This window comes from Klebsiella sp. F11, from assembly GCF_056712265.1.
The window spans coordinates 428,546-451,898 of record NZ_CM160060.1; the positions used below are offsets into that span (position 1 = coordinate 428,546).

General features: G+C 51.0%; 41 protein-coding genes. 38 read left to right on the forward strand and 3 right to left on the reverse strand.

Annotated elements, in window-relative coordinates; genetic code table 11:
* Positions 1-7: 7 nt before the first annotated feature.
* The 7 genes from tusB (at position 8) to bfr (ending at position 5,752) form a co-directional block, all read left to right on the forward strand.
* Positions 8-295: a sulfurtransferase complex subunit TusB gene (gene tusB, locus AC1M2H_RS02110; RefSeq protein ID WP_480150127.1), complete on the forward strand. Its 288-nt coding sequence runs from the start codon at positions 8-10 to the stop codon at positions 293-295.
* A 124-nt stretch (positions 296-419) separates the two neighbouring features.
* Complete coding sequence (gene rpsL / locus AC1M2H_RS02115; protein WP_045854063.1) at positions 420-794, forward strand: 30S ribosomal protein S12; 375 nt, start codon at positions 420-422, stop codon at positions 792-794.
* A gap of 96 nt (positions 795-890) precedes the next feature.
* A complete protein-coding gene (gene rpsG / locus AC1M2H_RS02120) occupies positions 891-1,361 on the forward strand; it encodes a 30S ribosomal protein S7 (RefSeq protein WP_004106370.1) in 471 nt (156 codons plus the stop codon).
* Between the two features lie 96 nt (positions 1,362-1,457).
* Complete coding sequence (fusA, locus tag AC1M2H_RS02125) at positions 1,458-3,572, forward strand: elongation factor G (RefSeq protein WP_464415095.1); 2,115 nt, start codon at positions 1,458-1,460, stop codon at positions 3,570-3,572.
* Between the two features lie 69 nt (positions 3,573-3,641).
* Entirely contained in the window at positions 3,642-4,826 is a 1,185-nt protein-coding gene (gene tuf / locus AC1M2H_RS02130; RefSeq protein WP_047663733.1) for an elongation factor Tu, read from the forward strand.
* Between the two features lie 181 nt (positions 4,827-5,007).
* The gene (bfd, locus tag AC1M2H_RS02135) at positions 5,008-5,202 is read left to right on the forward strand and encodes a bacterioferritin-associated ferredoxin (protein ID WP_071844856.1); all 195 of its coding nucleotides are present in this window, start codon (positions 5,008-5,010) and stop codon (positions 5,200-5,202) included.
* Between the two features lie 73 nt (positions 5,203-5,275).
* Complete coding sequence (gene bfr / locus AC1M2H_RS02140) at positions 5,276-5,752, forward strand: bacterioferritin (protein WP_041142971.1); 477 nt, start codon at positions 5,276-5,278, stop codon at positions 5,750-5,752.
* Here the strand turns inward: bfr and AC1M2H_RS02145 are convergent.
* Entirely contained in the window at positions 5,729-6,208 is a 480-nt protein-coding gene (locus tag AC1M2H_RS02145) for a prepilin peptidase (RefSeq protein WP_480150128.1), read from the reverse strand. The two genes, bfr and AC1M2H_RS02145, sit on opposite strands and share 24 nt — an antisense overlap.
* A gap of 377 nt (positions 6,209-6,585) precedes the next feature.
* Between AC1M2H_RS02145 and rpsJ the strand changes: the two genes are divergently transcribed.
* From rpsJ to AC1M2H_RS02300, 31 genes are all read left to right on the forward strand, one after another.
* Entirely contained in the window at positions 6,586-6,897 is a 312-nt protein-coding gene (gene rpsJ / locus AC1M2H_RS02150) for a 30S ribosomal protein S10 (RefSeq protein WP_001181005.1), read from the forward strand.
* A 32-nt stretch (positions 6,898-6,929) separates the two neighbouring features.
* Positions 6,930-7,559, forward strand: a complete 630-nt coding sequence (rplC, locus tag AC1M2H_RS02155; protein ID WP_004868374.1) for a 50S ribosomal protein L3 — start codon at positions 6,930-6,932, stop codon at positions 7,557-7,559.
* 10 nt (positions 7,560-7,569) lie between these two features.
* Positions 7,570-8,175, forward strand: a complete 606-nt coding sequence (gene rplD / locus AC1M2H_RS02160) for a 50S ribosomal protein L4 (RefSeq protein WP_015960716.1) — start codon at positions 7,570-7,572, stop codon at positions 8,173-8,175.
* Positions 8,172-8,474 (forward strand): 50S ribosomal protein L23, encoded by a 303-nt coding sequence (gene rplW, locus AC1M2H_RS02165; protein ID WP_004868363.1) that lies wholly within the window; start codon positions 8,172-8,174, stop codon positions 8,472-8,474. Before rplD ends, rplW begins: the two co-directional genes overlap by 4 nt.
* A gap of 17 nt (positions 8,475-8,491) precedes the next feature.
* Positions 8,492-9,313: a 50S ribosomal protein L2 gene (gene rplB, locus AC1M2H_RS02170; protein WP_002919786.1), complete on the forward strand. Its 822-nt coding sequence runs from the start codon at positions 8,492-8,494 to the stop codon at positions 9,311-9,313.
* Between the two features lie 16 nt (positions 9,314-9,329).
* Positions 9,330-9,608 carry a 30S ribosomal protein S19 gene (gene rpsS / locus AC1M2H_RS02175; protein ID WP_001138115.1) on the forward strand — a complete coding sequence of 93 codons (279 nt, stop codon included), beginning with the start codon at positions 9,330-9,332 and terminating at the stop codon, positions 9,606-9,608.
* A 14-nt stretch (positions 9,609-9,622) separates the two neighbouring features.
* On the forward strand, positions 9,623-9,955 hold the full coding sequence (rplV, locus tag AC1M2H_RS02180) for a 50S ribosomal protein L22 (RefSeq protein WP_002919773.1): 333 nt from the start codon (positions 9,623-9,625) through the stop codon (positions 9,953-9,955).
* A 17-nt stretch (positions 9,956-9,972) separates the two neighbouring features.
* The gene (gene rpsC / locus AC1M2H_RS02185; protein ID WP_045854067.1) at positions 9,973-10,671 is read left to right on the forward strand and encodes a 30S ribosomal protein S3; all 699 of its coding nucleotides are present in this window, start codon (positions 9,973-9,975) and stop codon (positions 10,669-10,671) included.
* Between the two features lie 12 nt (positions 10,672-10,683).
* Positions 10,684-11,094, forward strand: a complete 411-nt coding sequence (gene rplP / locus AC1M2H_RS02190; protein ID WP_002919759.1) for a 50S ribosomal protein L16 — start codon at positions 10,684-10,686, stop codon at positions 11,092-11,094.
* Positions 11,094-11,285 carry a 50S ribosomal protein L29 gene (rpmC, locus tag AC1M2H_RS02195; protein ID WP_003863282.1) on the forward strand — a complete coding sequence of 64 codons (192 nt, stop codon included), beginning with the start codon at positions 11,094-11,096 and terminating at the stop codon, positions 11,283-11,285. Before rplP ends, rpmC begins: the two co-directional genes overlap by 1 nt.
* Positions 11,285-11,539 carry a 30S ribosomal protein S17 gene (rpsQ, locus tag AC1M2H_RS02200; protein WP_095105716.1) on the forward strand — a complete coding sequence of 85 codons (255 nt, stop codon included), beginning with the start codon at positions 11,285-11,287 and terminating at the stop codon, positions 11,537-11,539. The genes rpmC and rpsQ overlap by 1 nt, the downstream gene beginning before the upstream one ends.
* Positions 11,540-11,699: 160 nt before the next feature.
* Complete coding sequence (gene rplN, locus AC1M2H_RS02205) at positions 11,700-12,071, forward strand: 50S ribosomal protein L14 (protein WP_002919748.1); 372 nt, start codon at positions 11,700-11,702, stop codon at positions 12,069-12,071.
* A 10-nt stretch (positions 12,072-12,081) separates the two neighbouring features.
* Positions 12,082-12,396: a 50S ribosomal protein L24 gene (gene rplX, locus AC1M2H_RS02210; RefSeq protein WP_041142967.1), complete on the forward strand. Its 315-nt coding sequence runs from the start codon at positions 12,082-12,084 to the stop codon at positions 12,394-12,396.
* 14 nt (positions 12,397-12,410) lie between these two features.
* The gene (gene rplE / locus AC1M2H_RS02215; protein ID WP_041142966.1) at positions 12,411-12,950 is read left to right on the forward strand and encodes a 50S ribosomal protein L5; all 540 of its coding nucleotides are present in this window, start codon (positions 12,411-12,413) and stop codon (positions 12,948-12,950) included.
* Positions 12,951-12,964: 14 nt separating this feature from the next.
* Positions 12,965-13,270: a 30S ribosomal protein S14 gene (gene rpsN / locus AC1M2H_RS02220; protein ID WP_002919667.1), complete on the forward strand. Its 306-nt coding sequence runs from the start codon at positions 12,965-12,967 to the stop codon at positions 13,268-13,270.
* A gap of 33 nt (positions 13,271-13,303) precedes the next feature.
* Positions 13,304-13,696 carry a 30S ribosomal protein S8 gene (gene rpsH / locus AC1M2H_RS02225; protein ID WP_004106343.1) on the forward strand — a complete coding sequence of 131 codons (393 nt, stop codon included), beginning with the start codon at positions 13,304-13,306 and terminating at the stop codon, positions 13,694-13,696.
* A gap of 12 nt (positions 13,697-13,708) precedes the next feature.
* Positions 13,709-14,242, forward strand: coding sequence for a 50S ribosomal protein L6 (gene rplF, locus AC1M2H_RS02230; RefSeq protein WP_480150129.1), 534 nt, complete (start codon positions 13,709-13,711; stop codon positions 14,240-14,242).
* Positions 14,243-14,251: 9 nt separating this feature from the next.
* Positions 14,252-14,605, forward strand: coding sequence for a 50S ribosomal protein L18 (rplR, locus tag AC1M2H_RS02235; RefSeq protein ID WP_000358960.1), 354 nt, complete (start codon positions 14,252-14,254; stop codon positions 14,603-14,605).
* A 14-nt stretch (positions 14,606-14,619) separates the two neighbouring features.
* A complete protein-coding gene (gene rpsE, locus AC1M2H_RS02240) occupies positions 14,620-15,123 on the forward strand; it encodes a 30S ribosomal protein S5 (RefSeq protein ID WP_004106339.1) in 504 nt (167 codons plus the stop codon).
* A gap of 3 nt (positions 15,124-15,126) precedes the next feature.
* A complete protein-coding gene (gene rpmD / locus AC1M2H_RS02245; protein ID WP_001140434.1) occupies positions 15,127-15,306 on the forward strand; it encodes a 50S ribosomal protein L30 in 180 nt (59 codons plus the stop codon).
* A gap of 3 nt (positions 15,307-15,309) precedes the next feature.
* The gene (gene rplO / locus AC1M2H_RS02250; RefSeq protein WP_041142964.1) at positions 15,310-15,744 is read left to right on the forward strand and encodes a 50S ribosomal protein L15; all 435 of its coding nucleotides are present in this window, start codon (positions 15,310-15,312) and stop codon (positions 15,742-15,744) included.
* A gap of 7 nt (positions 15,745-15,751) precedes the next feature.
* Entirely contained in the window at positions 15,752-17,083 is a 1,332-nt protein-coding gene (gene secY, locus AC1M2H_RS02255) for a preprotein translocase subunit SecY (protein WP_132731662.1), read from the forward strand.
* A 31-nt stretch (positions 17,084-17,114) separates the two neighbouring features.
* Positions 17,115-17,231 (forward strand): 50S ribosomal protein L36, encoded by a 117-nt coding sequence (rpmJ, locus tag AC1M2H_RS02260; RefSeq protein ID WP_000868187.1) that lies wholly within the window; start codon positions 17,115-17,117, stop codon positions 17,229-17,231.
* 146 nt (positions 17,232-17,377) lie between these two features.
* A complete protein-coding gene (rpsM, locus tag AC1M2H_RS02265) occupies positions 17,378-17,734 on the forward strand; it encodes a 30S ribosomal protein S13 (protein WP_004106333.1) in 357 nt (118 codons plus the stop codon).
* 16 nt (positions 17,735-17,750) lie between these two features.
* Positions 17,751-18,140 carry a 30S ribosomal protein S11 gene (gene rpsK, locus AC1M2H_RS02270; RefSeq protein WP_004138423.1) on the forward strand — a complete coding sequence of 130 codons (390 nt, stop codon included), beginning with the start codon at positions 17,751-17,753 and terminating at the stop codon, positions 18,138-18,140.
* A 33-nt stretch (positions 18,141-18,173) separates the two neighbouring features.
* Positions 18,174-18,794, forward strand: coding sequence for a 30S ribosomal protein S4 (rpsD, locus tag AC1M2H_RS02275; protein WP_004868345.1), 621 nt, complete (start codon positions 18,174-18,176; stop codon positions 18,792-18,794).
* A gap of 25 nt (positions 18,795-18,819) precedes the next feature.
* Entirely contained in the window at positions 18,820-19,809 is a 990-nt protein-coding gene (locus AC1M2H_RS02280; protein ID WP_002919219.1) for a DNA-directed RNA polymerase subunit alpha, read from the forward strand.
* A 40-nt stretch (positions 19,810-19,849) separates the two neighbouring features.
* On the forward strand, positions 19,850-20,236 hold the full coding sequence (gene rplQ / locus AC1M2H_RS02285; RefSeq protein WP_002919206.1) for a 50S ribosomal protein L17: 387 nt from the start codon (positions 19,850-19,852) through the stop codon (positions 20,234-20,236).
* Positions 20,237-20,343: 107 nt separating this feature from the next.
* A complete protein-coding gene (locus AC1M2H_RS02290) occupies positions 20,344-20,712 on the forward strand; it encodes a DnaJ family domain-containing protein (protein ID WP_480151822.1) in 369 nt (122 codons plus the stop codon).
* Between the two features lie 2 nt (positions 20,713-20,714).
* Entirely contained in the window at positions 20,715-21,140 is a 426-nt protein-coding gene (zntR, locus tag AC1M2H_RS02295; protein ID WP_480150130.1) for a Zn(2+)-responsive transcriptional regulator, read from the forward strand.
* 57 nt (positions 21,141-21,197) lie between these two features.
* Positions 21,198-21,413: an alternative ribosome-rescue factor A gene (locus AC1M2H_RS02300; RefSeq protein ID WP_095105708.1), complete on the forward strand. Its 216-nt coding sequence runs from the start codon at positions 21,198-21,200 to the stop codon at positions 21,411-21,413.
* On the opposite strand, the gene mscL is transcribed toward AC1M2H_RS02300, so the two are convergent.
* Both mscL and trkA read right to left on the reverse strand, forming a co-directional pair.
* Positions 21,414-21,827 (reverse strand): large-conductance mechanosensitive channel protein MscL, encoded by a 414-nt coding sequence (mscL, locus tag AC1M2H_RS02305; protein WP_480150131.1) that lies wholly within the window; start codon positions 21,825-21,827, stop codon positions 21,414-21,416. It lies immediately after the preceding gene.
* Positions 21,828-21,971: 144 nt separating this feature from the next.
* Positions 21,972-23,348 (reverse strand): Trk system potassium transporter TrkA, encoded by a 1,377-nt coding sequence (gene trkA, locus AC1M2H_RS02310; protein ID WP_041142957.1) that lies wholly within the window; start codon positions 23,346-23,348, stop codon positions 21,972-21,974.
* Positions 23,349-23,353: the final 5 nt, after the last annotated feature.

A 23,353-nucleotide genomic window follows, 5' to 3' on the forward strand; every position in this document is an offset into this window, starting at 1 on the left:
GGCCACTATGCTCCACACTCTTAGCGTTTCCCCCTGGCATACCGATCTGGCCGCGATGCTGCGTCTGGTAAAGGCTGGCGACGATCTCCTGCTGCTTTCCGATGGCGTCACCGCAGCGGTCGCCGGCGGGCGTTTCCTTGAAATCCTGCTTTCCGCCCCCATAACCATCCATGCGCTGCAGGATGATATTGAAGCCCGCGGGCTGACGGGGCAAATTGCGGGCAGCGTCATCAGGGTTGGCTATACTGATTTCGTCAGACTTACGCTCAAACACCCTGGACAGTTGGCCTGGTAATGGCGGGATCGTTGTATATTTCTTGACACCTTTTCGGCACCGCCCTAGAATTCTGCGTCCTCATATTATCTGAGGCGATTTATTACGTGTTTACGAAGCAAAAGCTAAAACCAGGAGCTATTTAATGGCAACAATTAACCAGCTGGTACGCAAACCACGCGCACGCAAAGTTGCAAAGAGCAACGTGCCTGCACTGGAAGCCTGCCCGCAGAAACGTGGCGTATGTACTCGCGTATATACCACCACTCCTAAAAAACCAAACTCCGCACTGCGTAAAGTATGCCGTGTGCGTTTGACCAACGGTTTTGAAGTGACTTCCTACATCGGTGGTGAAGGTCACAACCTGCAGGAGCACTCCGTGATCCTGATCCGTGGCGGTCGTGTTAAAGACCTTCCGGGTGTTCGTTACCACACCGTTCGTGGTGCGCTTGACTGCTCCGGCGTTAAAGACCGTAAGCAATCTCGCTCCAAGTATGGCGTGAAACGTCCTAAGGCTTAATGGTTCTCCGTTAAGTAAGGCCAAACTGTTTTACCTTAATGTCACACTAAACTCTTAGAGTTTTGGACAATCCTGAATTAACAACGGAGTATTCCCATGCCACGTCGTCGCGTCATTGGTCAGCGTAAAATTCTTCCGGATCCTAAGTTCGGATCAGAACTGCTGGCAAAATTTGTAAATATCCTGATGGTAGATGGTAAAAAATCTACTGCAGAAGCTATCGTATACAGCGCGCTGGAGACCCTGGCTCAGCGTTCTGGTAAAAATGAACTGGAAGCTTTCGAAGTCGCTCTCGACAACGTTCGCCCGACTGTAGAAGTTAAGTCCCGCCGCGTTGGTGGTTCTACTTATCAGGTTCCAGTTGAAGTCCGTCCGGTTCGTCGTAATGCCCTGGCAATGCGTTGGATCGTTGAAGCTGCTCGTAAACGTGGTGATAAATCCATGGCTCTGCGTCTGGCGAACGAACTTTCTGATGCTGCAGACAACAAAGGTACTGCAGTTAAGAAACGTGAAGATGTTCACCGTATGGCAGAAGCCAACAAGGCGTTCGCTCACTACCGTTGGTAATCCCTTCGGAGTCATAGTCACCAGACGGGCGCTGCAGATAAGTCGCCCGTTTTGGATAACTTAACTGAACGCCTAAAGAAACAAACGAGGAATCAAATGGCTCGTACAACACCCATCGCACGCTACCGTAATATCGGTATCAGTGCGCACATCGACGCCGGTAAAACCACTACTACCGAACGTATCCTGTTCTACACCGGTGTAAACCACAAAATCGGTGAAGTTCATGACGGCGCAGCAACCATGGACTGGATGGAGCAGGAGCAGGAGCGTGGTATTACTATCACCTCCGCAGCGACTACTGCATTCTGGTCTGGTATGGCTAAGCAGTATGAACCGCACCGCGTCAACATCATCGACACCCCGGGGCACGTTGACTTCACTATCGAAGTTGAACGTTCCATGCGTGTGCTTGATGGTGCAGTAATGGTTTACTGCGCAGTTGGTGGTGTTCAGCCGCAGTCTGAAACCGTATGGCGTCAGGCAAACAAATATAAAGTTCCACGCATCGCGTTCGTTAACAAAATGGACCGTATGGGTGCTAACTTCCTGAAAGTTGTTGGTCAGATCAAATCCCGTCTGGGCGCGAACCCTGTTCCGCTGCAGCTGGCGATTGGTGCTGAAGAAGGTTTCACCGGTGTTGTTGACCTGGTGAAAATGAAAGCCATCAACTGGAACGAAGAAGACGCAGGCGTTACCTTCACCTATGAAGATATCCCGGCAGACATGCAGGACCTGGCCGATGAATGGCACCAGAACCTGATCGAGTCCGCAGCGGAAGCTTCAGAAGAGCTGATGGAGAAATACCTGGGTGGTGAAGAACTGACTGAAGAAGAGATCAAGAAAGCTCTGCGTCAGCGCGTTCTGAACAACGAAATCATCCTGGTAACCTGTGGTTCTGCGTTCAAGAACAAAGGTGTTCAGGCGATGCTGGATGCGGTAGTTGACTACCTGCCATCCCCGGTTGACGTGCCTGCGATCAACGGTATTCTGGACGACGGTAAAGATACTCCGGCTGAACGTCACGCTAGCGATGAAGAGCCGTTTGCTGCTCTGGCATTCAAAATCGCTACCGACCCGTTCGTGGGTAACCTGACCTTCTTCCGCGTGTACTCCGGTGTGGTTAACTCTGGTGATACCATCCTGAACTCCGTGAAAGCTGCACGTGAGCGTTTCGGTCGTATCGTTCAGATGCACGCCAACAAACGTGAAGAGATCAAAGAAGTTCGTGCGGGCGACATCGCTGCTGCAATCGGTCTGAAAGACGTAACTACTGGTGATACCCTGTGTAACCCAGATGCGCCGATCATCCTGGAGCGTATGGAATTCCCTGAGCCGGTAATCTCCATCGCTGTAGAACCGAAAACCAAAGCTGACCAGGAAAAAATGGGTCTGGCTCTGGGCCGTCTGGCTAAAGAAGACCCGTCTTTCCGCGTATGGACTGACGAAGAATCTAACCAGACCATTATCGCCGGTATGGGTGAGCTGCACCTCGACATCATCGTTGACCGCATGAAGCGTGAATTCAACGTTGAAGCGAACGTCGGTAAACCTCAGGTTGCTTACCGCGAAGCGATTCGCGCTAAAGTTACCGATATCGAAGGTAAACACGCTAAGCAGTCTGGTGGTCGCGGTCAGTATGGTCACGTTGTGATCGACATGTACCCGCTGGAGCCGGGCTCAAATCCGAAAGGATACGAGTTCGTCAACGACATCAAAGGTGGTGTAATTCCTGGCGAATACATCCCTGCCGTTGATAAAGGCATCCAGGAACAGCTGAAAGCTGGTCCGCTGGCTGGCTACCCGGTAGTTGATCTCGGTGTACGTCTGCACTTCGGTTCTTACCATGACGTTGACTCCTCTGAGCTGGCGTTTAAACTGGCCGCTTCTCTTGCCTTTAAAGATGGCTTTAAGAAAGCGAAACCAGTTCTGCTTGAGCCGATCATGAAGGTTGAAGTAGAAACTCCGGAAGAGAACACTGGTGACGTCATCGGTGACCTTAGCCGTCGTCGTGGTATGCTGCGTGGTCAAGAATCCAACGTTACTGGCGTTGTGATTCACGCTGAAGTTCCGCTGTCTGAAATGTTCGGATATGCAACTCAGCTGCGTTCTCTGACCAAAGGTCGTGCTTCTTACTCCATGGAGTTCCTGAAGTATGATGACGCACCGAACAACGTTGCTCAGGCCGTAATCGAAGCCCGTGGTAAATAAGCCGTAGGGTTAAACCAAAATCCCGTGCTCTCTCCTGAAGGGGAGAGCGCTATAGTAAGGAATATAGCCGTGTCTAAAGAAAAATTTGAACGTACAAAACCGCACGTCAACGTCGGTACTATCGGCCACGTTGACCATGGTAAAACTACTCTGACCGCTGCAATCACTACCGTTCTGGCTAAAACCTACGGTGGTTCTGCTCGTGCATTCGACCAGATCGATAACGCGCCGGAAGAAAAAGCTCGTGGTATCACCATCAACACTTCCCACGTTGAATATGACACCCCGACTCGCCACTACGCACACGTAGACTGCCCGGGCCACGCCGACTATGTTAAAAACATGATCACCGGTGCTGCGCAGATGGACGGCGCGATCCTGGTTGTTGCTGCGACTGACGGCCCGATGCCGCAGACTCGTGAGCACATCCTGCTGGGTCGTCAGGTAGGCGTTCCGTACATCATCGTGTTCCTGAACAAATGCGACATGGTTGATGACGAAGAGCTGCTGGAACTGGTTGAGATGGAAGTGCGTGAGCTGCTGTCTCAGTACGACTTCCCGGGCGACGACACCCCGATCGTTCGTGGTTCCGCGCTGAAAGCGCTGGAAGGCGAAGCCGACTGGGAAGCGAAAATCATCGAACTGGCAGGCTACCTGGATTCTTACATCCCGGAACCAGAACGTGCTATCGACAAGCCGTTCCTGCTGCCGATCGAAGACGTATTCTCCATCTCCGGTCGTGGTACCGTTGTTACCGGTCGTGTAGAGCGCGGTATCATCAAAGTGGGCGAAGAAGTTGAAATCGTTGGTATCAAAGACACCGCGAAATCTACCTGTACCGGCGTTGAAATGTTCCGCAAACTGCTGGACGAAGGCCGTGCGGGTGAGAACGTTGGCGTTCTGCTGCGTGGTATCAAACGTGAAGAAATCGAACGTGGTCAGGTACTGGCTAAGCCGGGTTCTATCAAGCCGCACACCAAATTCGAATCTGAAGTGTACATTCTGTCCAAAGACGAAGGCGGCCGTCATACTCCGTTCTTCAAAGGCTACCGTCCGCAGTTCTACTTCCGTACAACTGACGTGACTGGCACCATCGAACTGCCGGAAGGCGTAGAGATGGTAATGCCGGGCGACAACATCAAAATGGTTGTTACCCTGATCCACCCGATCGCGATGGACGACGGTCTGCGTTTCGCAATCCGTGAAGGCGGCCGTACTGTAGGTGCGGGCGTTGTTGCTAAAGTTCTGAGCTAATTATTTAGTTCTGAATTAAAAAGGGCGCTTCGGCGCCCTTTTTGCTGCCCGTCATTTAGGCCAGTAAGTGCGAGAGCGGCTAATATAAAAAAGTGCCGTATCAGGGTTATTATATAAACAGCCTATTGTAATCATAACTATTCTCATTTACACTTTGAGCATAAATTGAACGGGAGTGAATATGTACGTTTGTTTGTGTAATGGTGTAAACGATAAAAAAATTCGTCAGGCCGTGCGGCAATTTCACCCTCAATCCTTTCAGCAGTTGCGTAAGTTTATTCCCGTTGGAAATCAATGTGGTAAATGCGTTCGCGCCGCTCGCGAGATCATGGAAGATGAATTAACTCGCATGCCGGAATATAAAGAGATCGCCTGAGACCTCTGCCTTTTCTTTGACATCTATATAGTGCGAACTACGCTTCAATGAGTGGAAGCGGAGGGACTATATAATGAAAGGTGATGTCAAAGTCATAAGTTATCTCAATAAATTATTGGGAAATGAGCTTGTCGCAATAAATCAGTACTTTCTCCATGCCAGGATGTTCAAGAACTGGGGCCTGATGCGCCTCAACGATGTCGAGTACCATGAATCCATTGATGAAATGAAGCACGCCGATAAATATATTGAGCGTATTTTATTTCTTGAAGGGCTGCCCAACCTGCAGGATCTCGGCAAGCTGGGTATCGGTGAAGATGTCGAGGAGATGCTGCAGTCCGATTTAAGACTGGAGCTGGAAGGCGCCAAAGATTTACGCGAGGCTATCGCCTATGCCGACAGCGTCCACGATTATGTCAGCCGCGATATGCTGATTGAAATCCTCGCCGATGAAGAAGGCCATATCGACTGGTTGGAAACCGAGCTGGATCTGATCGGTAAAATTGGCCTGCAGAATTATCTCCAGTCACAGATTAAAGTTGCTGACTGACAGCGTTTGCCATCCACAGTAAAAGCCCGCTGCAGCCAAAAAAGGGCCAAACGGCAGCGGGTTGTTCAGGACCTCGCGACGCTTCCAGATAACAACGCGCAGAAGCAGCGCGGCGCAGGCAATCAGCGTCGCCATAAACACCAGCAGTGGCAGCCGCTGCCAGCCGTGCCAGGCGCCGAGAGCGGCAAGAAACTTCACGTCACCATAGCCCAACCCCTCATACCCGCGAACCCCTCTGTAAACCCAGTAGACTAAAGCAAAGGCCAGATATCCCGCGATGGCTCCCCAAACGGCGTTTTCCAGGCCCATCGGCATGCGACAAAGATAAAACAGCAGGCCAGCCCAGAGCAGGGGACAGGTCAAGCGATCGGGAAGTAGTCCATAGCGCAGGTCATGCCAGCAGAGCGCCAGAGAGAATCCGCAGTAGAAAAGCAGGAAGGGGAGAGTCATGTACATGGGATACCCCGGCGGATGAATCGTATGCGTCGATTTTGACCCGGCGAGGTGCGAGCAGCAAAGGACGATAGTGGGTTTTGCGCGCGGCGATCAGCTAAGTTTGCTATTTTTCAGCCGGCAACACCGTTCTTCCGGGCAGCCTCGCAAATATAAACGACGATTTTCTACGCAGCCCTTGTGTTGGGGCCGAATTTGCGTATAATGCGCGGGCCCGTCAAAGTTGGCGGGCCGGTTCGATATGAACCCTGATAGAGCTTTTAGCTATCAAACAATGTTCCCAATCGGGGAACTATGTAAGAACGGTTACACTCTCCCATCAATCGTAATGGGTATGAGGAGTAATCATTTCGTCTATAAATAATTGGAGCTCTGGTCTCATGCAGAACCAAAGAATCCGTATCCGTCTTAAAGCGTTTGATCATCGTCTGATCGATCAATCAACCGCGGAAATCGTCGAGACTGCTAAGCGCACTGGTGCGCAGGTCCGTGGTCCGATCCCGCTGCCGACCCGCAAAGAGCGCTTTACCGTTCTGATCTCTCCGCACGTCAACAAAGATGCGCGCGATCAGTACGAGATCCGCACTCACAAGCGTCTGGTTGACATCGTTGAGCCAACTGAGAAAACCGTTGATGCTCTGATGCGTCTGGATCTGGCTGCCGGTGTAGACGTGCAGATCAGCCTGGGTTAATCAGGTCATCGAGCGATTGAGAGGTTGAAACAATGATTGGTTTAGTCGGTAAAAAAGTGGGCATGACTCGCATCTTCACTGAAGATGGCGTATCTATCCCAGTAACCGTAATCGAAGTTGAAGCAAACCGTGTTGCACAGGTTAAAGACCTGGCTAACGACGGTTACCGCGCAATTCAGGTTACCACCGGTGCTAAAAAAGCTAACCGTGTAACCAAGCCGGAAGCTGGTCACTTCGCTAAAGCTGGCGTAGAAGCTGGCCGCGGCCTGTGGGAATTCCGTCTTGCCGACGGTGAAGAATTCACCGTAGGTCAGAGCATTAGCGTTGAACTGTTTGCTGACGTTAAAAAAGTTGACGTAACCGGTACCTCTAAAGGTAAAGGTTTTGCTGGTACCGTTAAGCGCTGGAACTTCCGTACCCAGGACGCTACTCACGGTAACTCCTTGTCTCACCGCGTTCCGGGTTCTATCGGTCAGAACCAGACTCCGGGCAAAGTGTTCAAAGGCAAGAAAATGGCAGGTCAGCTGGGTAACGAACGTGTCACCGTTCAGAGCCTGGACGTAGTACGTGTTGACGCTGAGCGCAACCTGCTGCTGGTTAAAGGTGCGGTCCCGGGTGCAACCGGTAGCGACCTGATCGTTAAACCAGCTGTGAAGGCGTAAGGGGATAGCAATGGAATTAGTATTGAAAGACGCGCAGAGCGCGCTGACTGTTTCCGAAACTACCTTCGGTCGTGATTTCAACGAAGCGCTGGTTCACCAGGTTGTAGTTGCTTATGCAGCTGGTGCTCGTCAGGGTACTCGTGCTCAGAAGACTCGTGCTGAAGTAACTGGTTCAGGCAAAAAGCCGTGGCGCCAGAAAGGTACCGGCCGTGCGCGTTCAGGTTCTATCAAGAGCCCGATCTGGCGTTCCGGTGGCGTAACCTTCGCTGCTCGTCCGCAGGACCACAGTCAAAAAGTTAACAAAAAGATGTACCGCGGCGCGCTGAAAAGCATTCTGTCCGAACTGGTACGTCAGGATCGTCTGATCGTTGTCGAGACGTTCTCTGTAGAAGCGCCTAAAACTAAGCTGCTGGCACAGAAACTGAAAGACATGGCTCTGGAAGATGTGCTGATCATCACCGGTGAGCTGGACGAGAACCTGTTCCTGGCTGCGCGCAACCTGCACAAGGTTGACGTACGCGATGCAACTGGTATCGACCCGGTTAGCCTGATCGCCTTCGACAAAGTCGTAATGACTGCTGATGCTGTTAAGCAAGTTGAGGAGATGCTGGCATGATTCGTGAAGAACGTCTGCTGAAGGTGCTGCGTGCACCGCACGTTTCTGAAAAAGCGTCTGCTGCGATGGAAAAAACAAATACCATCGTTCTCAAAGTTGCTAAAGACGCGACTAAAGCAGAAATCAAAGCTGCTGTGCAGAAACTGTTTGAAGTCGAAGTCGAAGTCGTTAACACCCTGGTCGTTAAAGGGAAAGTTAAACGTCACGGACAGCGTATCGGTCGTCGTAGCGACTGGAAAAAAGCTTACGTCACCCTGAAGGAAGGCCAGAATCTGGACTTCGTTGGCGGCGCTGAGTAAGTCGGAGGAGTAATACAATGGCAGTTGTTAAATGTAAACCGACATCTCCGGGTCGTCGCCACGTTGTTAAAGTGGTTAACCCTGAGCTGCACAAGGGCAAACCTTTTGCTCCGTTGCTGGAAAAAAACAGCAAATCCGGTGGTCGTAACAACAATGGCCGTATCACCACCCGTCATATCGGTGGTGGCCACAAGCAGGCTTACCGTATTGTTGACTTCAAACGCAACAAAGATGGTATCCCGGCAGTTGTTGAGCGTCTTGAGTACGATCCGAACCGTTCCGCGAACATCGCGCTGGTTCTGTACAAAGACGGCGAGCGCCGTTACATCCTGGCCCCTAAAGGCCTGAAAGCTGGCGACCAGATTCAGTCTGGCGTTGATGCTGCAATCAAAGCAGGCAACACCCTGCCGATGCGCAATATCCCGGTTGGTTCTACCGTTCATAACGTAGAAATGAAACCAGGTAAAGGCGGTCAGCTGGCACGTTCCGCTGGTACTTACGTTCAGATCGTTGCTCGCGACGGTGCTTATGTCACCCTGCGTCTGCGTTCTGGTGAAATGCGTAAAGTCGAAGCAGACTGCCGCGCTACTCTGGGCGAAGTTGGCAATGCTGAGCATATGCTGCGCGTTCTGGGTAAAGCAGGTGCTGCACGCTGGCGTGGTGTTCGTCCTACCGTTCGCGGTACTGCGATGAACCCAGTCGACCACCCACATGGTGGTGGTGAAGGTCGTAACTTTGGTAAGCACCCGGTTTCCCCGTGGGGCCTGCAGACCAAAGGTAAGAAGACCCGCAGCAACAAGCGTACTGATAAATTCATCGTACGTCGCCGTAGCAAATAATTTTAGAGGATAAGCCATGCCACGTTCTCTCAAGAAAGGTCCTTTTATTGACCTGCACTTGCTGAAGAAGGTAGAGAAAGCGGTGGAAAGCGGAGACAAGAAGCCCCTGCGCACTTGGTCCCGTCGTTCAACGATCTTTCCTAACATGATCGGTTTGACCATCGCTGTCCATAATGGTCGTCAGCACGTTCCAGTATTTGTTTCCGACGAAATGGTTGGTCACAAACTGGGTGAATTCGCACCGACTCGTACTTATCGCGGCCACGCTGCTGATAAAAAAGCGAAGAAGAAATAAGGTAGGAGGAAGAGATGGAAACTTTAGCTCAACATCGCCATGCTCGTTCTTCTGCTCAGAAGGTTCGCCTCGTAGCTGACCTGATTCGCGGTAAGAAAGTGTCGCAGGCCCTGGATATTCTGACCTACACCAACAAGAAAGCTGCTGTATTGGTCAAGAAGGTACTGGAATCTGCCATTGCTAACGCTGAACACAACGATGGCGCTGACATTGACGATCTGAAAGTTGCGAAAATTTTCGTAGACGAAGGCCCGAGCATGAAGCGCATTATGCCGCGTGCGAAAGGTCGTGCAGATCGCATCCTGAAGCGCACCAGCCACATCACTGTGGTTGTGTCCGATCGCTGAGACTCTGGAGACTAGCAATGGGTCAGAAAGTACATCCTAATGGTATTCGCCTGGGTATTGTCAAACCATGGAACTCTACCTGGTTCGCGAACACCAAAGAATTCGCTGACAACCTGGACAGCGATTTTAAAGTACGTCAGTTCCTGACTAAGGAACTGTCTAAAGCGTCCGTATCTCGTATCGTTATCGAGCGTCCGGCTAAGAGCATCCGTGTGACTATTCACACCGCTCGTCCGGGCATCGTCATCGGTAAGAAAGGCGAAGACGTAGAAAAACTGCGCAAGGTCGTAGCGGATATCGCTGGCGTTCCTGCACAGATCAATATCGCCGAAGTTCGTAAGCCAGAACTGGACGCTAAATTGGTTGCTGACAGCATCACTTCTCAGCTGGAACGTCGCGTTATGTTCCGTCGTGCTATGAAGCGTGCTGTACAGAACGCAATGCGTCTGGGCGCTAAAGGTATCAAAGTTGAAGTTAGCGGCCGTCTGGGCGGCGCGGAAATCGCACGTACCGAATGGTACCGTGAAGGTCGCGTACCGCTGCACACTCTGCGTGCTGACATCGACTACAACACCTCTGAAGCGCACACCACTTATGGTGTAATCGGCGTTAAGGTATGGATCTTCAAAGGCGAGATCCTGGGTGGTATGGCTGCTGTTGAACAACCGGAACCGGCTGCTCAACCTAAAAAGCAGCAGCGTAAAGGCCGTAAATAAGGAGCGTCGCTGATGTTACAACCAAAGCGTACAAAATTCCGTAAAGTGCACAAAGGCCGCAACCGTGGTCTGGCGCAGGGTACGGATGTTAGCTTCGGCACTTTCGGTCTGAAAGCTGTTGGCCGTGGTCGTCTGACTGCACGTCAGATCGAAGCAGCACGTCGTGCTATGACCCGTGCAGTTAAGCGTCAAGGTAAAATTTGGATCCGTGTATTCCCGGACAAACCAATTACCGAGAAGCCGCTGGAAGTTCGTATGGGTAAAGGTAAAGGTAACGTGGAGTATTGGGTTGCCTTGATTCAGCCGGGTAAAGTCCTGTATGAAATGGACGGTGTTCCGGAAGAGCTGGCCCGTGAAGCCTTCGGCCTGGCAGCAGCGAAACTGCCTATCAAAACCACCTTTGTAACTAAGACGGTGATGTAATGAAAGCAAAAGAGCTGCGTGAAAAAAGCGTTGAAGAGCTGAACGCTGAGCTGCTGAACCTGCTGCGTGAGCAGTTCAACCTGCGTATGCAGGCTGCAAGTGGCCAGCTGCAACAGACTCATCTGCTGAAGCAGGTGCGTCGCAATGTTGCACGCGTTAAGACTTTACTGACTCAGAAGGCGGGTGCGTAATGACCGATAAAATCCGTACTCTGCAAGGTCGCGTAGTTAGCAACAAAATGGAGAAATCCATCGTTGTTGCTATCGAACGTGTGGTGAAACATCCGGTATACGGTAAGTTCATCAAGCGTACGACCAAACTGCACGTACATGACGAGAACAACGAATGCGGTATCGGTGACGTGGTCGAAATCCACGAATGCCGTCCGCTGTCCAAGACTAAGTCCTGGACGCTGGTTCGCGTTGTAGAGAAAGCGGTTCTGTAATAGCGCCGTGTTCTCAATGAATAAACGGCTCAGCGATGAGCCGTTTATTTTTTCTACCCATATCCGATTCCCGGTGTTATAATGCCGCGCCCTCGATATGGGGATATTTAACGGCCCGATTTTGGGTCTCAGTAGTAGTTGACATTAGCGGAGCACTAAAATGATCCAAGAACAGACTATGCTGAACGTCGCCGACAACTCCGGTGCACGTCGCGTAATGTGTATCAAGGTTCTGGGTGGCTCGCACCGTCGCTACGCAGGCGTAGGCGACATCATCAAGATCACCATCAAGGAAGCAATTCCGCGTGGTAAGGTCAAAAAAGGTGATGTGCTGAAGGCGGTAGTGGTGCGCACCAAGAAGGGTGTTCGTCGCCCGGACGGTTCTGTCATTCGCTTCGATGGTAATGCATGCGTTATTCTCAATAATAACAGCGAGCAGCCCATCGGTACGCGTATTTTTGGGCCGGTAACTCGTGAGCTTCGTACCGAGAAGTTCATGAAAATTATCTCTCTGGCACCAGAAGTACTCTAAGGAGCGAATCATGGCAGCGAAAATCCGTCGTGATGACGAAGTTATCGTGTTAACCGGTAAAGATAAAGGTAAACGCGGTAAAGTTAAGAATGTCTTGTCTTCCGGCAAGCTCATTGTTGAAGGTATCAACCTGGTTAAGAAACATCAGAAGCCGGTTCCGGCCCTGAACCAACCGGGTGGCATCGTTGAAAAAGAAGCTGCAATTCAGGTTTCTAACGTTGCACTCTTCAATGCGGCAACCGGCAAGGCTGACCGTGTAGGCTTTAGGTTCGAAGACGGCAAAAAAGTTCGTTTCTTCAAGTCTAACAGCGAAACTATCAAGTAATTTGGAGTAGTACGATGGCGAAACTGCATGATTACTACAAAGACGAAGTAGTTGGTAAACTCATGACTGAGTTTAACTACAATTCTGTCATGCAAGTCCCTCGGGTCGAGAAGATCACCCTGAACATGGGTGTTGGTGAAGCGATCGCTGACAAGAAACTGCTGGATAACGCAGCAGCGGATCTGACAGCAATCTCCGGTCAAAAGCCGTTGATCACCAAAGCACGCAAATCAGTTGCAGGCTTCAAAATCCGTCAGGGCTATCCGATCGGCTGTAAAGTAACCCTGCGTGGCGAACGCATGTGGGAGTTCTTTGAGCGCCTGATCACTATTGCTGTACCGCGTATCCGTGACTTCCGTGGCCTGTCCGCTAAGTCATTCGATGGTCGTGGTAACTACAGCATGGGTGTCCGTGAGCAGATCATCTTCCCAGAAATCGACTACGATAAAGTCGACCGCGTTCGTGGTTTGGATATTACCATTACCACTACTGCGAAATCTGATGAAGAAGGCCGCGCTCTTCTGGCTGCCTTTGACTTCCCGTTCCGCAAGTAAGGTAGGGTTACTTAATGGCTAAGCAATCAATGAAAGCACGCGAAGTAAAGCGCGTGGCTTTAGCTGATAAATTCTTCGCTAAACGCGCTGAACTGAAAGCTATCATCTCTGATGTGAACGCAACCGACGAAGATCGTTGGAATGCAGTTCTCAAGCTGCAGACTCTGCCGCGTGATTCCAGCCCGTCTCGTCAGCGTAACCGCTGCCGTCAAACAGGTCGTCCGCATGGTTTCCTGCGGAAGTTCGGGTTGAGCCGTATCAAGGTCCGTGAAGCCGCCATGCGCGGTGAAATCCCGGGTCTGAAAAAGGCTAGCTGGTAATTGTCACCAATTGAATCACGGGAGTAAAGACAGATGAGCATGCAAGATCCGATCGCGGATATGCTGACCCGTATCCGTAACGGTCAGGCCGCGAATAAAGCTGCGGTCACCATGCCTTCCTCCAAGCTGAAAGTGGCAATTGCCAACGTGCTGAAGGAAGAAGGCTTTATTGAAGATTTTAAAGTTGAAGGCGACATCAAGCCGGAACTGGAACTGACTCTTAAGTATTTCCAGGGTAAAGCTGTTGTAGAAAGCATTCAGCGTGTCAGCCGCCCAGGTCTGCGCATCTACAAACGTAAAGATGAGCTGCCGAAAGTTATGGCGGGTCTGGGTATCGCGGTTATTTCTACCTCTAAAGGTGTTATGACTGATCGTGCAGCGCGCCAGGCTGGTCTTGGTGGCGAAATTATCTGCTACGTAGCCTAATCGGAGGAAAAAATGTCTCGTGTTGCTAAAGCACCGGTCGTTGTTCCTGCCGGCGTTGATGTAAAAATCAACGGTCAGGTTATTACGATCAAAGGTAAGAATGGCGAGCTGACTCGTACTCTCAACGATGCTGTTGAAGTTAAACATGCAGATAATGTACTGACTTTCGGTCCGCGTGATGGTTTCGCAGACGGTTGGGCTCAGGCTGGTACCGCGCGTGCCCTGCTTAACTCAGTAGTTATCGGTGTTACCGAAGGCTTCACTAAAAAGCTTCAGCTGGTTGGTGTAGGTTATCGTGCAGCGGTTAAAGGGGATGTAGTAAACCTGGCTTTAGGTTTCTCTCATCCTGTTGAACATAAGCTGCCGGCCGGTATCACTGCAGAATGTCCGACTCAAACTGAAATCGTGCTGAAAGGCGCTGATAAGCAGGTAATCGGCCAGGTTGCAGCAGATCTGCGCGCCTACCGTCGTCCTGAGCCTTATAAAGGCAAGGGTGTCCGTTACGCCGACGAAGTCGTGCGTACCAAAGAGGCTAAGAAGAAGTAAGGTAACACTATGGATAAGAAATCTGCTCGTATCCGTCGTGCGACCCGCGCACGCCGCAAGCTCCAGGAGCTGGGTGCAACTCGCCTGGTGGTACATCGTACCCCGCGTCATATTTACGCACAGGTAATTGCACCGAACGGTTCTGAAGTTCTGGTAGCTGCTTCTACTGTAGAAAAAGCTATCGCTGAACAACTGAAGTACACCGGTAACAAAGACGCGGCTGCAGCTGTGGGTAAAGCTGTTGCTGAACGCGCTCTGGAAAAAGGCATCAAAGATGTTTCCTTTGACCGTTCCGGGTTCCAATATCATGGTCGTGTCCAGGCACTGGCAGATGCTGCCCGTGAAGCTGGCCTTCAGTTCTAAGGTAGAGGTGTAAGATGGCTCACATCGAAAAACAAGCTGGCGAACTGCAGGAAAAGCTGATCGCGGTTAACCGCGTATCTAAAACCGTTAAAGGTGGTCGTATTTTCTCCTTCACAGCTCTGACTGTAGTTGGTGACGGTAACGGTCGCGTAGGTTTTGGTTACGGTAAAGCGCGTGAAGTTCCAGCAGCGATCCAGAAAGCGATGGAAAAAGCCCGTCGCAATATGATTAACGTCGCGCTGAACCACGGCACCCTGCAGCACCCGGTTAAAGGTGTTCACACGGGTTCTCGTGTATTCATGCAGCCAGCTTCCGAAGGTACCGGTATCATCGCCGGTGGTGCAATGCGCGCCGTTCTGGAAGTTGCTGGAGTTCATAACGTTCTGGCCAAAGCATATGGTTCCACCAACCCGATTAACGTGGTTCGTGCGACTATTGATGGTCTGGAAAATATGAATTCTCCAGAAATGGTCGCTGCCAAGCGTGGTAAATCCGTTGAAGAAATTCTGGGGAAATAAACCATGGCAAAGACTATTAAAATTACTCAAACCCGCAGTGCAATCGGTCGTCTGCCGAAACACAAGGCAACGCTGCTTGGCCTGGGTCTGCGTCGTATTGGTCACACCGTAGAACGCGAGGATACTCCCGCTGTTCGTGGTATGGTCAACGCGGTTTCCTTTATGGTTAAAGTTGAGGAGTAAGAGATGCGTTTAAATACTCTGTCTCCGGCCGAAGGCTCTAAAAAGGCGGGTAAGCGCCTGGGTCGTGGTATCGGTTCTGGCCTCGGTAAAACCGGTGGTCGTGGTCACAAAGGTCAGAACTCTCGTTCTGGCGGTGGCGTACGTCGCGGTTTCGAGGGTGGTCAGATGCCTCTGTACCGTCGTCTGCCGAAATTCGGCTTCACTTCTCGTAAAGCAATGATCACTGCAGAGATTCGTCTCTCCGATCTGGCTCACGTAGAAGGCGATGTAGTCGACCTGAACACGCTGAAAGCAGCTAACATTATCGGTATTCAGATTGAGTTCGCGAAAGTGATTCTTTCTGGCGAGGTAGCTCGTCCGGTAACTGTTCGTGGCCTGCGCGTGACTAAAGGTGCTCGTGCTGCTATCGAAGCTGCTGGCGGTAAAATTGAGGAATAAGTAGCAGATGGCTAAGCAACCGGGATTAGATTTTCAAAGTGCCAAAGGTGGACTTGGCGAGCTGAAACGCAGACTTTTGTTTGTTATCGGTGCGCTGATTGTATTCCGTATTGGTTCTTTTATTCCGATCCCTGGTATTGATGCCGCTGTACTTGCCAAACTGCTTGAGCAACAGCGAGGCACCATCATTGAAATGTTCAACATGTTCTCTGGTGGTGCTCTCAGCCGTGCTTCTATCTTTGCTTTGGGCATCATGCCGTATATTTCGGCATCGATCATTGTCCAGCTGCTGACGGTTGTTTATCAGCCGCTAGCAGAGCTGAAGAAAGAAGGGGAGTCTGGTCGTCGTAAGATCAGCCAGTACACCCGCTACGGTACTCTGGTGCTGGCGATATTCCAGTCGATCGGTATTGCTACCGGTCTGCCGAATATGCCTGGTATGCAGGGCCTGGTGATGAATCCAGGCTTTGCATTCTATTTCACCGCTGTTGTAAGTCTGGTCACAGGAACCATGTTCCTGATGTGGCTCGGCGAACAGATTACTGAACGTGGTATCGGTAACGGTATCTCAATCATTATCTTCGCCGGTATCGTTGCGGGTCTCCCGCCGGCCATCGCCCATACTATCGAGCAAGCGCGTCAAGGCGACCTGCACTTCCTCCTGTTGCTATTGGTTGCAGTATTAGTGTTTGCCGTGACCTTCTTTGTTGTATTCGTTGAACGTGGTCAACGCCGCATTGTGGTGAACTACGCGAAGCGTCAACAAGGTCGTCGCGTCTATGCTGCACAGAGCACACATTTGCCGCTGAAAGTGAATATGGCGGGTGTAATCCCTGCAATTTTCGCTTCCAGTATTATTCTGTTCCCTGCGACCATCGCGTCATGGTTCGGGGGCGGAACCGGTTGGAACTGGCTGACAACAATTTCGCTGTATTTGCAGCCTGGGCAACCGCTTTATGTGTTACTCTATGCGTCTGCAATCATATTCTTCTGTTTCTTCTACACGGCTTTGGTTTTCAATCCGCGTGAAACAGCAGATAACCTGAAGAAGTCCGGTGCATTTGTACCAGGAATTCGTCCGGGAGAGCAAACGGCGAAGTATATCGATAAAGTAATGACTCGCCTGACTTTGGTTGGTGCGCTGTATATTACCTTTATCTGCCTGATCCCGGAGTTCATGCGTGATGCAATGAAGGTGCCGTTCTACTTCGGTGGAACCTCGCTGCTAATTGTTGTCGTTGTGATTATGGACTTTATGGCTCAAGTGCAAACTCTGATGATGTCAAGTCAGTACGAGTCTGCATTGAAGAAGGCGAACCTGAAAGGCTACGGCCGATAACTGGTCGCCCGAGAAGTTACGGAGAGTAAAAATGAAAGTTCGTGCTTCCGTCAAGAAATTATGCCGTAACTGCAAAATCGTTAAGCGTGATGGTGTCATCCGTGTGATTTGCAGTGCCGAGCCAAAGCATAAACAGCGCCAAGGCTGATTTTTTCGCATATTTTTCTTGCAAAGTTGGATTGAGCTGGCTAGATTAGCCAGCCAATCTTTTGTATGTCTGTGCGTTTCCATTTGAGTATCCTGAAAACGGGCTTTTCAGCATGGTGCGTACATATTAAATAGTAGGAGTGCATAGTGGCCCGTATAGCAGGCATTAACATTCCTGATCACAAACATACCGTAATCGCATTAACTGCTATTTTCGGTATCGGCAAGACCCGTTCTAAAGCCATCTGTGCTGACACGGGTATCGCTGAAAATGTTAAGATCAGTGAGCTGTCTGAGGAACAAATTGAATCCCTGCGTGAAGCAGTAGGTAAATTTGTCGTTGAAGGTGATCTGCGCCGTGAAATCACCCTGAGCATCAAGCGTCTGATGGACCTTGGTTGCTATCGTGGTTTACGCCATCGTCGTGGTCTTCCGGTTCGCGGTCAGCGTACTAAGACCAACGCACGTACCCGTAAGGGTCCGCGTAAACCGATCAAGAAATAATCGGGGTGATTGAATAATGGCAAAGGCACCAGTTCGTGCACGTAAGCGTGTAAGAAAACAAGTCTCTGATGGCGTGGCTCATGTCCATGCGTCTTTTAACAACACCATCGTTACCATTACCGATCGTCAGGGTAACGCGCTGGGTTGGGCAACAGCCGGTGGTTCCGGTTTCCGTGGTTCTCGTAAATCAACTCCGTTTGCAGCTCAGGTTGCAGCAGAGCGTTGCGCTGAAGCCGTAAAAGAATACGGCATCAAGAATCTGGAAGTTATGGTCAAAGGTCCGGGTCCGGGTCGCGAATCTACTATTCGTGCTCTGAACGCCGCTGGTTTCCGCATCACTAATATTACTGATGTGACTCCGATCCCTCATAACGGTTGTCGTCCGCCGAAAAAACGTCGCGTATAACGCGCTCGTTTCTAGGATTGTTGGAGAAAGAAAATGGCAAGATATTTGGGTCCTAAGCTCAAGCTGAGCCGTCGTGAGGGCACAGACCTGTTCCTTAAGTCTGGCGTTCGCGCGATCGATACCAAGTGTAAAATTGAACAAGCTCCTGGCCAGCACGGTGCGCGTAAACCGCGTCTGTCTGACTATGGTGTGCAGTTGCGTGAAAAGCAAAAAGTTCGCCGTATGTACGGTGTGCTGGAGCGTCAGTTCCGTAACTACTATAAAGAAGCAGCACGTCTGAAAGGCAACACCGGTGAAAACCTATTAGCTCTGCTGGAAGGTCGTCTGGACAACGTTGTATACCGTATGGGCTTCGGCGCAACTCGTGCTGAATCACGTCAGCTGGTTAGCCACAAAGCTATCATGGTAAACGGTCGTGTTGTTAACATCGCTTCTTATCAGGTTAAAGCGAACGACGTTGTTAGCATTCGTGAGAAAGCGAAAAAGCAATCTCGCGTGAAGGCCGCTCTGGAGCTGGCTGAGCAGCGTGAAAAGCCAACCTGGCTGGAAGTTGATGCTGGCAAGATGGAAGGTACGTTCAAGCGTCAGCCGGAACGTTCTGATCTGTCTGCGGACATTAACGAACACCTGATCGTCGAGCTTTACTCCAAGTAAAGCTTAGTACCAAAGAGAGGACACAATGCAGGGTTCTGTGACAGAGTTTCTAAAACCGCGCCTGGTCGATATCGAGCAAGTGAGTTCGACGCACGCCAAGGTGACCCTTGAGCCTTTAGAGCGTGGCTTTGGCCATACTCTGGGTAACGCACTGCGCCGTATTCTGCTCTCATCGATGCCGGGTTGCGCGGTGACCGAGGTTGAGATTGATGGTGTACTTCACGAGTACAGCACCAAAGAAGGCGTTCAGGAAGATATCCTTGAAATCCTGCTCAACCTGAAAGGGCTGGCGGTGAGAGTTCAGGGTAAAGATGAAGTTATCCTTACTTTGAATAAATCTGGCATTGGCCCTGTGACCGCAGCCGACATCACCCATGACGGTGATGTCGAAATCGTCAAGCCGCAACATGTGATCTGCCACCTGACCGATGAGAACGCTGCTATTAGCATGCGTATCAAAGTTCAGCGCGGTCGTGGTTATGTGCCGGCTTCTGCCCGAATTCATTCGGAAGAAGATGAGCGCCCAATCGGCCGTCTGCTGGTCGACGCATGCTACAGCCCCGTAGAGCGTATTGCCTACAATGTTGAAGCAGCGCGTGTAGAACAGCGTACCGACCTGGACAAGCTGGTCATCGAAATGGAAACCAACGGCACAATCGATCCTGAAGAGGCGATTCGTCGTGCGGCAACCATCCTGGCAGAACAACTTGAAGCTTTCGTTGACCTACGTGATGTACGTCAGCCGGAAGTGAAAGAAGAGAAACCAGAATTCGATCCGATCCTGCTGCGCCCTGTTGACGATCTCGAATTGACTGTCCGCTCTGCTAACTGCCTGAAGGCAGAAGCTATCCACTATATCGGTGATCTGGTACAGCGTACCGAGGTTGAGTTGCTGAAAACGCCGAACCTGGGTAAAAAATCTCTTACTGAGATTAAAGACGTGCTGGCTTCACGTGGTCTGTCTCTGGGCATGCGCCTGGAAAACTGGCCACCGGCAAGCATTGCTGACGAGTAACCGGATCACAGGTTAAGGTTTTACTGAGAAGGATAAGGTCATGCGCCATCGTAAGAGTGGTCGTCAACTGAACCGCAACAGCAGCCATCGCCAGGCTATGTTCCGTAACATGGCTGGTTCGCTGGTTCGTCATGAAATCATCAAGACGACCCTGCCGAAAGCGAAAGAACTGCGTCGCGTAGTTGAGCCGCTGATTACTCTTGCCAAGACTGATAGCGTAGCTAATCGTCGTCTGGCATTCGCCCGTACTCGTGATAACGAGATCGTGGCAAAACTGTTTAACGAGCTGGGCCCGCGTTTCGCGAGCCGCGCCGGTGGTTACACTCGCATTCTGAAGTGTGGCTTCCGTGCAGGCGACAACGCGCCGATGGCATACATCGAGCTGGTTGATCGTGCTGAGCCGAAAGCAGAAGCTGCTGCAGAGTAATCTGTAGTAACGTAAAAAAACCCGCTTCGGCGGGTTTTTTTATATCCTCCTCATCTCTGCTTCATTACACTATCTGTATTCTTTTTGTTCATCCCCGGAGCCGTATGATGTGGTTGCTGGATCAGTGGGCAGAACGCCATATCCTTGACGCACAAAACAAAGGTGACTTTGATAATCTTCCCGGCCGCGGTGAACCGCTGACCCTGGATGACGATCTGCATGTGCCACCTGAACTACGCGTCAGCTACCGCTTACTCAAGAACGCCGGCTGTTTACCTCCTGAGCTGGAACATCGTAGAGAAGCCGTTGCGCTGGTTGATTTGCTTAAAGTCATTCGTCAGGATGACCCGCAGCATGTCGAACTGAGCCGCAGGCTTGCTTTGCTCGAGCTGAAGCTACGCCAGGCTGGGTTAAATACCGATTTTCTCCGTGGCGAGTATTCCGCGAGGCTGCAACACAAGATAAATGAGGAGTAAGTATGTATCGCATTGGTGAGCTCGCAAAGCTGGCGGATGTTACACCCGACACCGTTCGCTACTACGAAAAGCAGCAGATGATGGCCCACGACGTACGTACTGAGGGCGGATTTCGTCTTTATACCGACAATGACCTTCAGCGGCTACGTTTTATCCGCTACGCGCGGCAGCTGGGGTTTACGCTCGAATCGATCCGTGAACTGCTATCGATCCGCATCGATCCGGAGCATCATACCTGCCAGGAATCAAAGGGAATCGTGCAGGCGCGCCTGAGCGAAGTTGAGTCGCGTATTAAGGAATTACAAGCAATGCGCCGATCCTTACAGAGACTTAACGATGCATGCTGCGGCAGCGCTCACAGCAGCGTCTACTGTTCCATTCTTGAAGCGCTTGAGCAGGGGGCCAGCAGCGCCAATGCAGGGCGTTGATTTTTTGCGCGTGGAGATCTACACTCGCGTCGATCTCATTCACCATCAGGAGTAACTATGAGTCGCTATCAGCATACAAAAGGGCAAATAAAAGATAATGCCATTGAGGCACTGCTTCATGATCCGCTGTTCAGACAGCGCGTTGAGAAAAACAAGAAAGGGAAAGGAAGCTATCAGCGAAAAGAAAAATATGCAGGAAGGAGTGACCGGGAGGCCAGTGGCAAGAGAGTGAATCACTTTTTTACCACTGGCTTTCTGCTTTCTGTGGCCTGATTACGAACGGTTATTCTGCTCTTTTAACAGGTCACGAATTTCACTCAGCAATACTTCTTCTTTCGTCGGTTCCGGCGGTGCTGCAGGAGCCTCTGCTTTTTTACGGTTCAGATTATTCATCAGTTTAATTGCCATAAAGATGGCAAACGCTACGATGACGAAGTCAAAGACGTTCTGAATAAACACGCCATAATGCATCACAACGGCCGGGATATCTCCCTGAGCATCGCGCAGCGTGACGGCGAAAGATTTAAAATCGATCCCACCAATAAGCAGGCCAAGCGGCGGCATAATAATATCGGCAACCAGTGACGATACAATTTTACCAAACGCTGCACCAATGATGACACCCACTGCCAGATCGACCACATTCCCGCGCATCGCGAAGTCGCGAAACTCTTTTAAAATACTCATTTTATTCTCCTTGAACCAGCTGACAGGGATAAGTTTATCAAATGTATTTCCATTTTCCATTATTGTTGAATAACTGCATAAAAATATTATCCATTGATAAATAAAGGTTAATGGATATGGGCGCGTTACCGGCGCCCAAATAAATTACAGGAAGAAAGGGCTTGGCTGGAACAGCCGTTCGACATCGGAGATAAATTTTTTGTCGGTGAGGAACATAATTACGTGGTCGCCCTGCTCAATACGCAAATTATTATTGGCGATCATGACATCATTTCCGCGAACCACGGCGCCAATGATCGTCCCCGGGGGAAGCTTGATCTCATCGATCGAACGACCCACGACGCGTGAGGTGCTTTCATCTCCGTGGGCGACGGCTTCGATGGCTTCTGCTACGCCGCGGCGCAGGGAAGAGACGCCGACGATATCGGCTTTACGGACGTGGCTGAGCAGCGCTGAAATGGTCGCCTGTTGCGGGGAGATAGCGATATCAATAACGCTGCCCTGAACCAGGTCGACGTAGGCTTTTCGCTGGATAAGCACCATGACCTTTTTGGCGCCCATCCGCTTGGCCAGCATTGCTGACATGATGTTGGCTTCGTCATCATTAGTAACGGCAATGAAGAGGTCGACCTGATCAATATGCTCTTCTGCGAGAAGCTCCTGGTCTGAGGCGTCACCATAAAAGACGATGGTGTTTTGTAGCTTTTCCGCCAGCTCGGCGGCGCGCTGCTGATCGCGTTCAATTAGCTTCACGCTATAGTCTTTTTCCAACCGATGGGCCAGACCCGCACCGATATTTCCGCCGCCAACCAGCATGATGCGCTTATAGGGTTTTTCCAGGCGCTGCAGCTCGCTCATTACGGCGCGGATATGCTGAGATGCGGCGATAAAGAACACTTCATCTCCGGCTTCAACAATGGTAGAACCCTGGGGCCGAATAGGGCGATCGTGGCGGAAAATTGCCGCCACGCGCGTGTCGATATGCGGCATGTGTTCACGCATTGTCGAGAGCGCGTTGCCGACCAACGGACCACCGTAGTAGGCTTTAACAACCGCCAGACTCACTTTCCCTTCGGCAAAATTTACGACCTGCAGCGCGCCTGGATACTCAATCAGACGGTAAATATTGTCGATAACAAGCTGTTCCGGCGCGATGAGATGGTCAATCGGCACGGCTTCTGAGTGGAAAAGCTTATCGGCGTCACGTACGTAGTCCGGAGAACGAATACGGGCAATGCGATTAGGCGTATTAAACAGGGAATAGGCGACCTGGCAGGCCACCATATTGGTTTCATCAGAACTGGTGACGGCAACCAGCATATCTGCATCATCGGCTCCGGCCTCGCGCAGTACCCGTGGATGAGAGCCATGCCCCTGAACAACACGCAGGTCAAACTTATCCTGCAGGCTGCGCAGGCGATCACCGTTGGTATCGACCAGGGTAATATCGTTGTTCTCTCCGACGAGGTTTTCCGCGAGAGTTCCGCCAACCTGTCCGGCGCCCAGAATAATAATCTTCATCAGCA

Excerpts from the sequence above, each read along its gene's own strand:
- rplB (WP_002919786.1), top strand. The coding sequence starts at position 8,492 with ATGGCAGTTGTTAAATGTAAACCGACATCTCCGGGTCGTCGCCACGTT.
- rplV (WP_002919773.1), top strand. The coding sequence starts at position 9,623 with ATGGAAACTTTAGCTCAACATCGCCATGCTCGTTCTTCTGCTCAGAAG.
- secY (WP_132731662.1), top strand. The coding sequence starts at position 15,752 with ATGGCTAAGCAACCGGGATTAGATTTTCAAAGTGCCAAAGGTGGACTT.
- mscL (WP_480150131.1), bottom strand. The coding sequence starts at position 21,827 with ATGAGTATTTTAAAAGAGTTTCGCGACTTCGCGATGCGCGGGAATGTG.
- rpsC (WP_045854067.1), top strand. The coding sequence starts at position 9,973 with ATGGGTCAGAAAGTACATCCTAATGGTATTCGCCTGGGTATTGTCAAA.
- rplE (WP_041142966.1), top strand. The coding sequence starts at position 12,411 with ATGGCGAAACTGCATGATTACTACAAAGACGAAGTAGTTGGTAAACTC.
- rpsS (WP_001138115.1), top strand. The coding sequence starts at position 9,330 with ATGCCACGTTCTCTCAAGAAAGGTCCTTTTATTGACCTGCACTTGCTG.
- rpsN (WP_002919667.1), top strand. The coding sequence starts at position 12,965 with ATGGCTAAGCAATCAATGAAAGCACGCGAAGTAAAGCGCGTGGCTTTA.
- rplW (WP_004868363.1), top strand. The coding sequence starts at position 8,172 with ATGATTCGTGAAGAACGTCTGCTGAAGGTGCTGCGTGCACCGCACGTT.
- zntR (WP_480150130.1), top strand. The coding sequence starts at position 20,715 with ATGTATCGCATTGGTGAGCTCGCAAAGCTGGCGGATGTTACACCCGAC.
- rplR (WP_000358960.1), top strand. The coding sequence starts at position 14,252 with ATGGATAAGAAATCTGCTCGTATCCGTCGTGCGACCCGCGCACGCCGC.
- rplO (WP_041142964.1), top strand. The coding sequence starts at position 15,310 with ATGCGTTTAAATACTCTGTCTCCGGCCGAAGGCTCTAAAAAGGCGGGT.
- AC1M2H_RS02280 (WP_002919219.1), top strand. The coding sequence starts at position 18,820 with ATGCAGGGTTCTGTGACAGAGTTTCTAAAACCGCGCCTGGTCGATATC.
- rpmJ (WP_000868187.1), top strand. The coding sequence starts at position 17,115 with ATGAAAGTTCGTGCTTCCGTCAAGAAATTATGCCGTAACTGCAAAATC.
- rplQ (WP_002919206.1), top strand. The coding sequence starts at position 19,850 with ATGCGCCATCGTAAGAGTGGTCGTCAACTGAACCGCAACAGCAGCCAT.
- rplC (WP_004868374.1), top strand. The coding sequence starts at position 6,930 with ATGATTGGTTTAGTCGGTAAAAAAGTGGGCATGACTCGCATCTTCACT.
- rpmC (WP_003863282.1), top strand. The coding sequence starts at position 11,094 with ATGAAAGCAAAAGAGCTGCGTGAAAAAAGCGTTGAAGAGCTGAACGCT.
- rplN (WP_002919748.1), top strand. The coding sequence starts at position 11,700 with ATGATCCAAGAACAGACTATGCTGAACGTCGCCGACAACTCCGGTGCA.
- rpsQ (WP_095105716.1), top strand. The coding sequence starts at position 11,285 with ATGACCGATAAAATCCGTACTCTGCAAGGTCGCGTAGTTAGCAACAAA.
- rpsL (WP_045854063.1), top strand. The coding sequence starts at position 420 with ATGGCAACAATTAACCAGCTGGTACGCAAACCACGCGCACGCAAAGTT.
- trkA (WP_041142957.1), bottom strand. The coding sequence starts at position 23,348 with ATGAAGATTATTATTCTGGGCGCCGGACAGGTTGGCGGAACTCTCGCG.
- rpmD (WP_001140434.1), top strand. The coding sequence starts at position 15,127 with ATGGCAAAGACTATTAAAATTACTCAAACCCGCAGTGCAATCGGTCGT.
- bfd (WP_071844856.1), top strand. The coding sequence starts at position 5,008 with ATGTACGTTTGTTTGTGTAATGGTGTAAACGATAAAAAAATTCGTCAG.
- fusA (WP_464415095.1), top strand. The coding sequence starts at position 1,458 with ATGGCTCGTACAACACCCATCGCACGCTACCGTAATATCGGTATCAGT.
- AC1M2H_RS02290 (WP_480151822.1), top strand. The coding sequence starts at position 20,344 with ATGTGGTTGCTGGATCAGTGGGCAGAACGCCATATCCTTGACGCACAA.
- AC1M2H_RS02145 (WP_480150128.1), bottom strand. The coding sequence starts at position 6,208 with ATGTACATGACTCTCCCCTTCCTGCTTTTCTACTGCGGATTCTCTCTG.
- AC1M2H_RS02300 (WP_095105708.1), top strand. The coding sequence starts at position 21,198 with ATGAGTCGCTATCAGCATACAAAAGGGCAAATAAAAGATAATGCCATT.
- rpsJ (WP_001181005.1), top strand. The coding sequence starts at position 6,586 with ATGCAGAACCAAAGAATCCGTATCCGTCTTAAAGCGTTTGATCATCGT.
- rpsD (WP_004868345.1), top strand. The coding sequence starts at position 18,174 with ATGGCAAGATATTTGGGTCCTAAGCTCAAGCTGAGCCGTCGTGAGGGC.
- tusB (WP_480150127.1), top strand. The coding sequence starts at position 8 with ATGCTCCACACTCTTAGCGTTTCCCCCTGGCATACCGATCTGGCCGCG.
- rplD (WP_015960716.1), top strand. The coding sequence starts at position 7,570 with ATGGAATTAGTATTGAAAGACGCGCAGAGCGCGCTGACTGTTTCCGAA.
- rpsH (WP_004106343.1), top strand. The coding sequence starts at position 13,304 with ATGAGCATGCAAGATCCGATCGCGGATATGCTGACCCGTATCCGTAAC.
- rpsK (WP_004138423.1), top strand. The coding sequence starts at position 17,751 with ATGGCAAAGGCACCAGTTCGTGCACGTAAGCGTGTAAGAAAACAAGTC.
- rplP (WP_002919759.1), top strand. The coding sequence starts at position 10,684 with ATGTTACAACCAAAGCGTACAAAATTCCGTAAAGTGCACAAAGGCCGC.
- rpsG (WP_004106370.1), top strand. The coding sequence starts at position 891 with ATGCCACGTCGTCGCGTCATTGGTCAGCGTAAAATTCTTCCGGATCCT.
- rplX (WP_041142967.1), top strand. The coding sequence starts at position 12,082 with ATGGCAGCGAAAATCCGTCGTGATGACGAAGTTATCGTGTTAACCGGT.
- rplF (WP_480150129.1), top strand. The coding sequence starts at position 13,709 with ATGTCTCGTGTTGCTAAAGCACCGGTCGTTGTTCCTGCCGGCGTTGAT.
- rpsE (WP_004106339.1), top strand. The coding sequence starts at position 14,620 with ATGGCTCACATCGAAAAACAAGCTGGCGAACTGCAGGAAAAGCTGATC.
- bfr (WP_041142971.1), top strand. The coding sequence starts at position 5,276 with ATGAAAGGTGATGTCAAAGTCATAAGTTATCTCAATAAATTATTGGGA.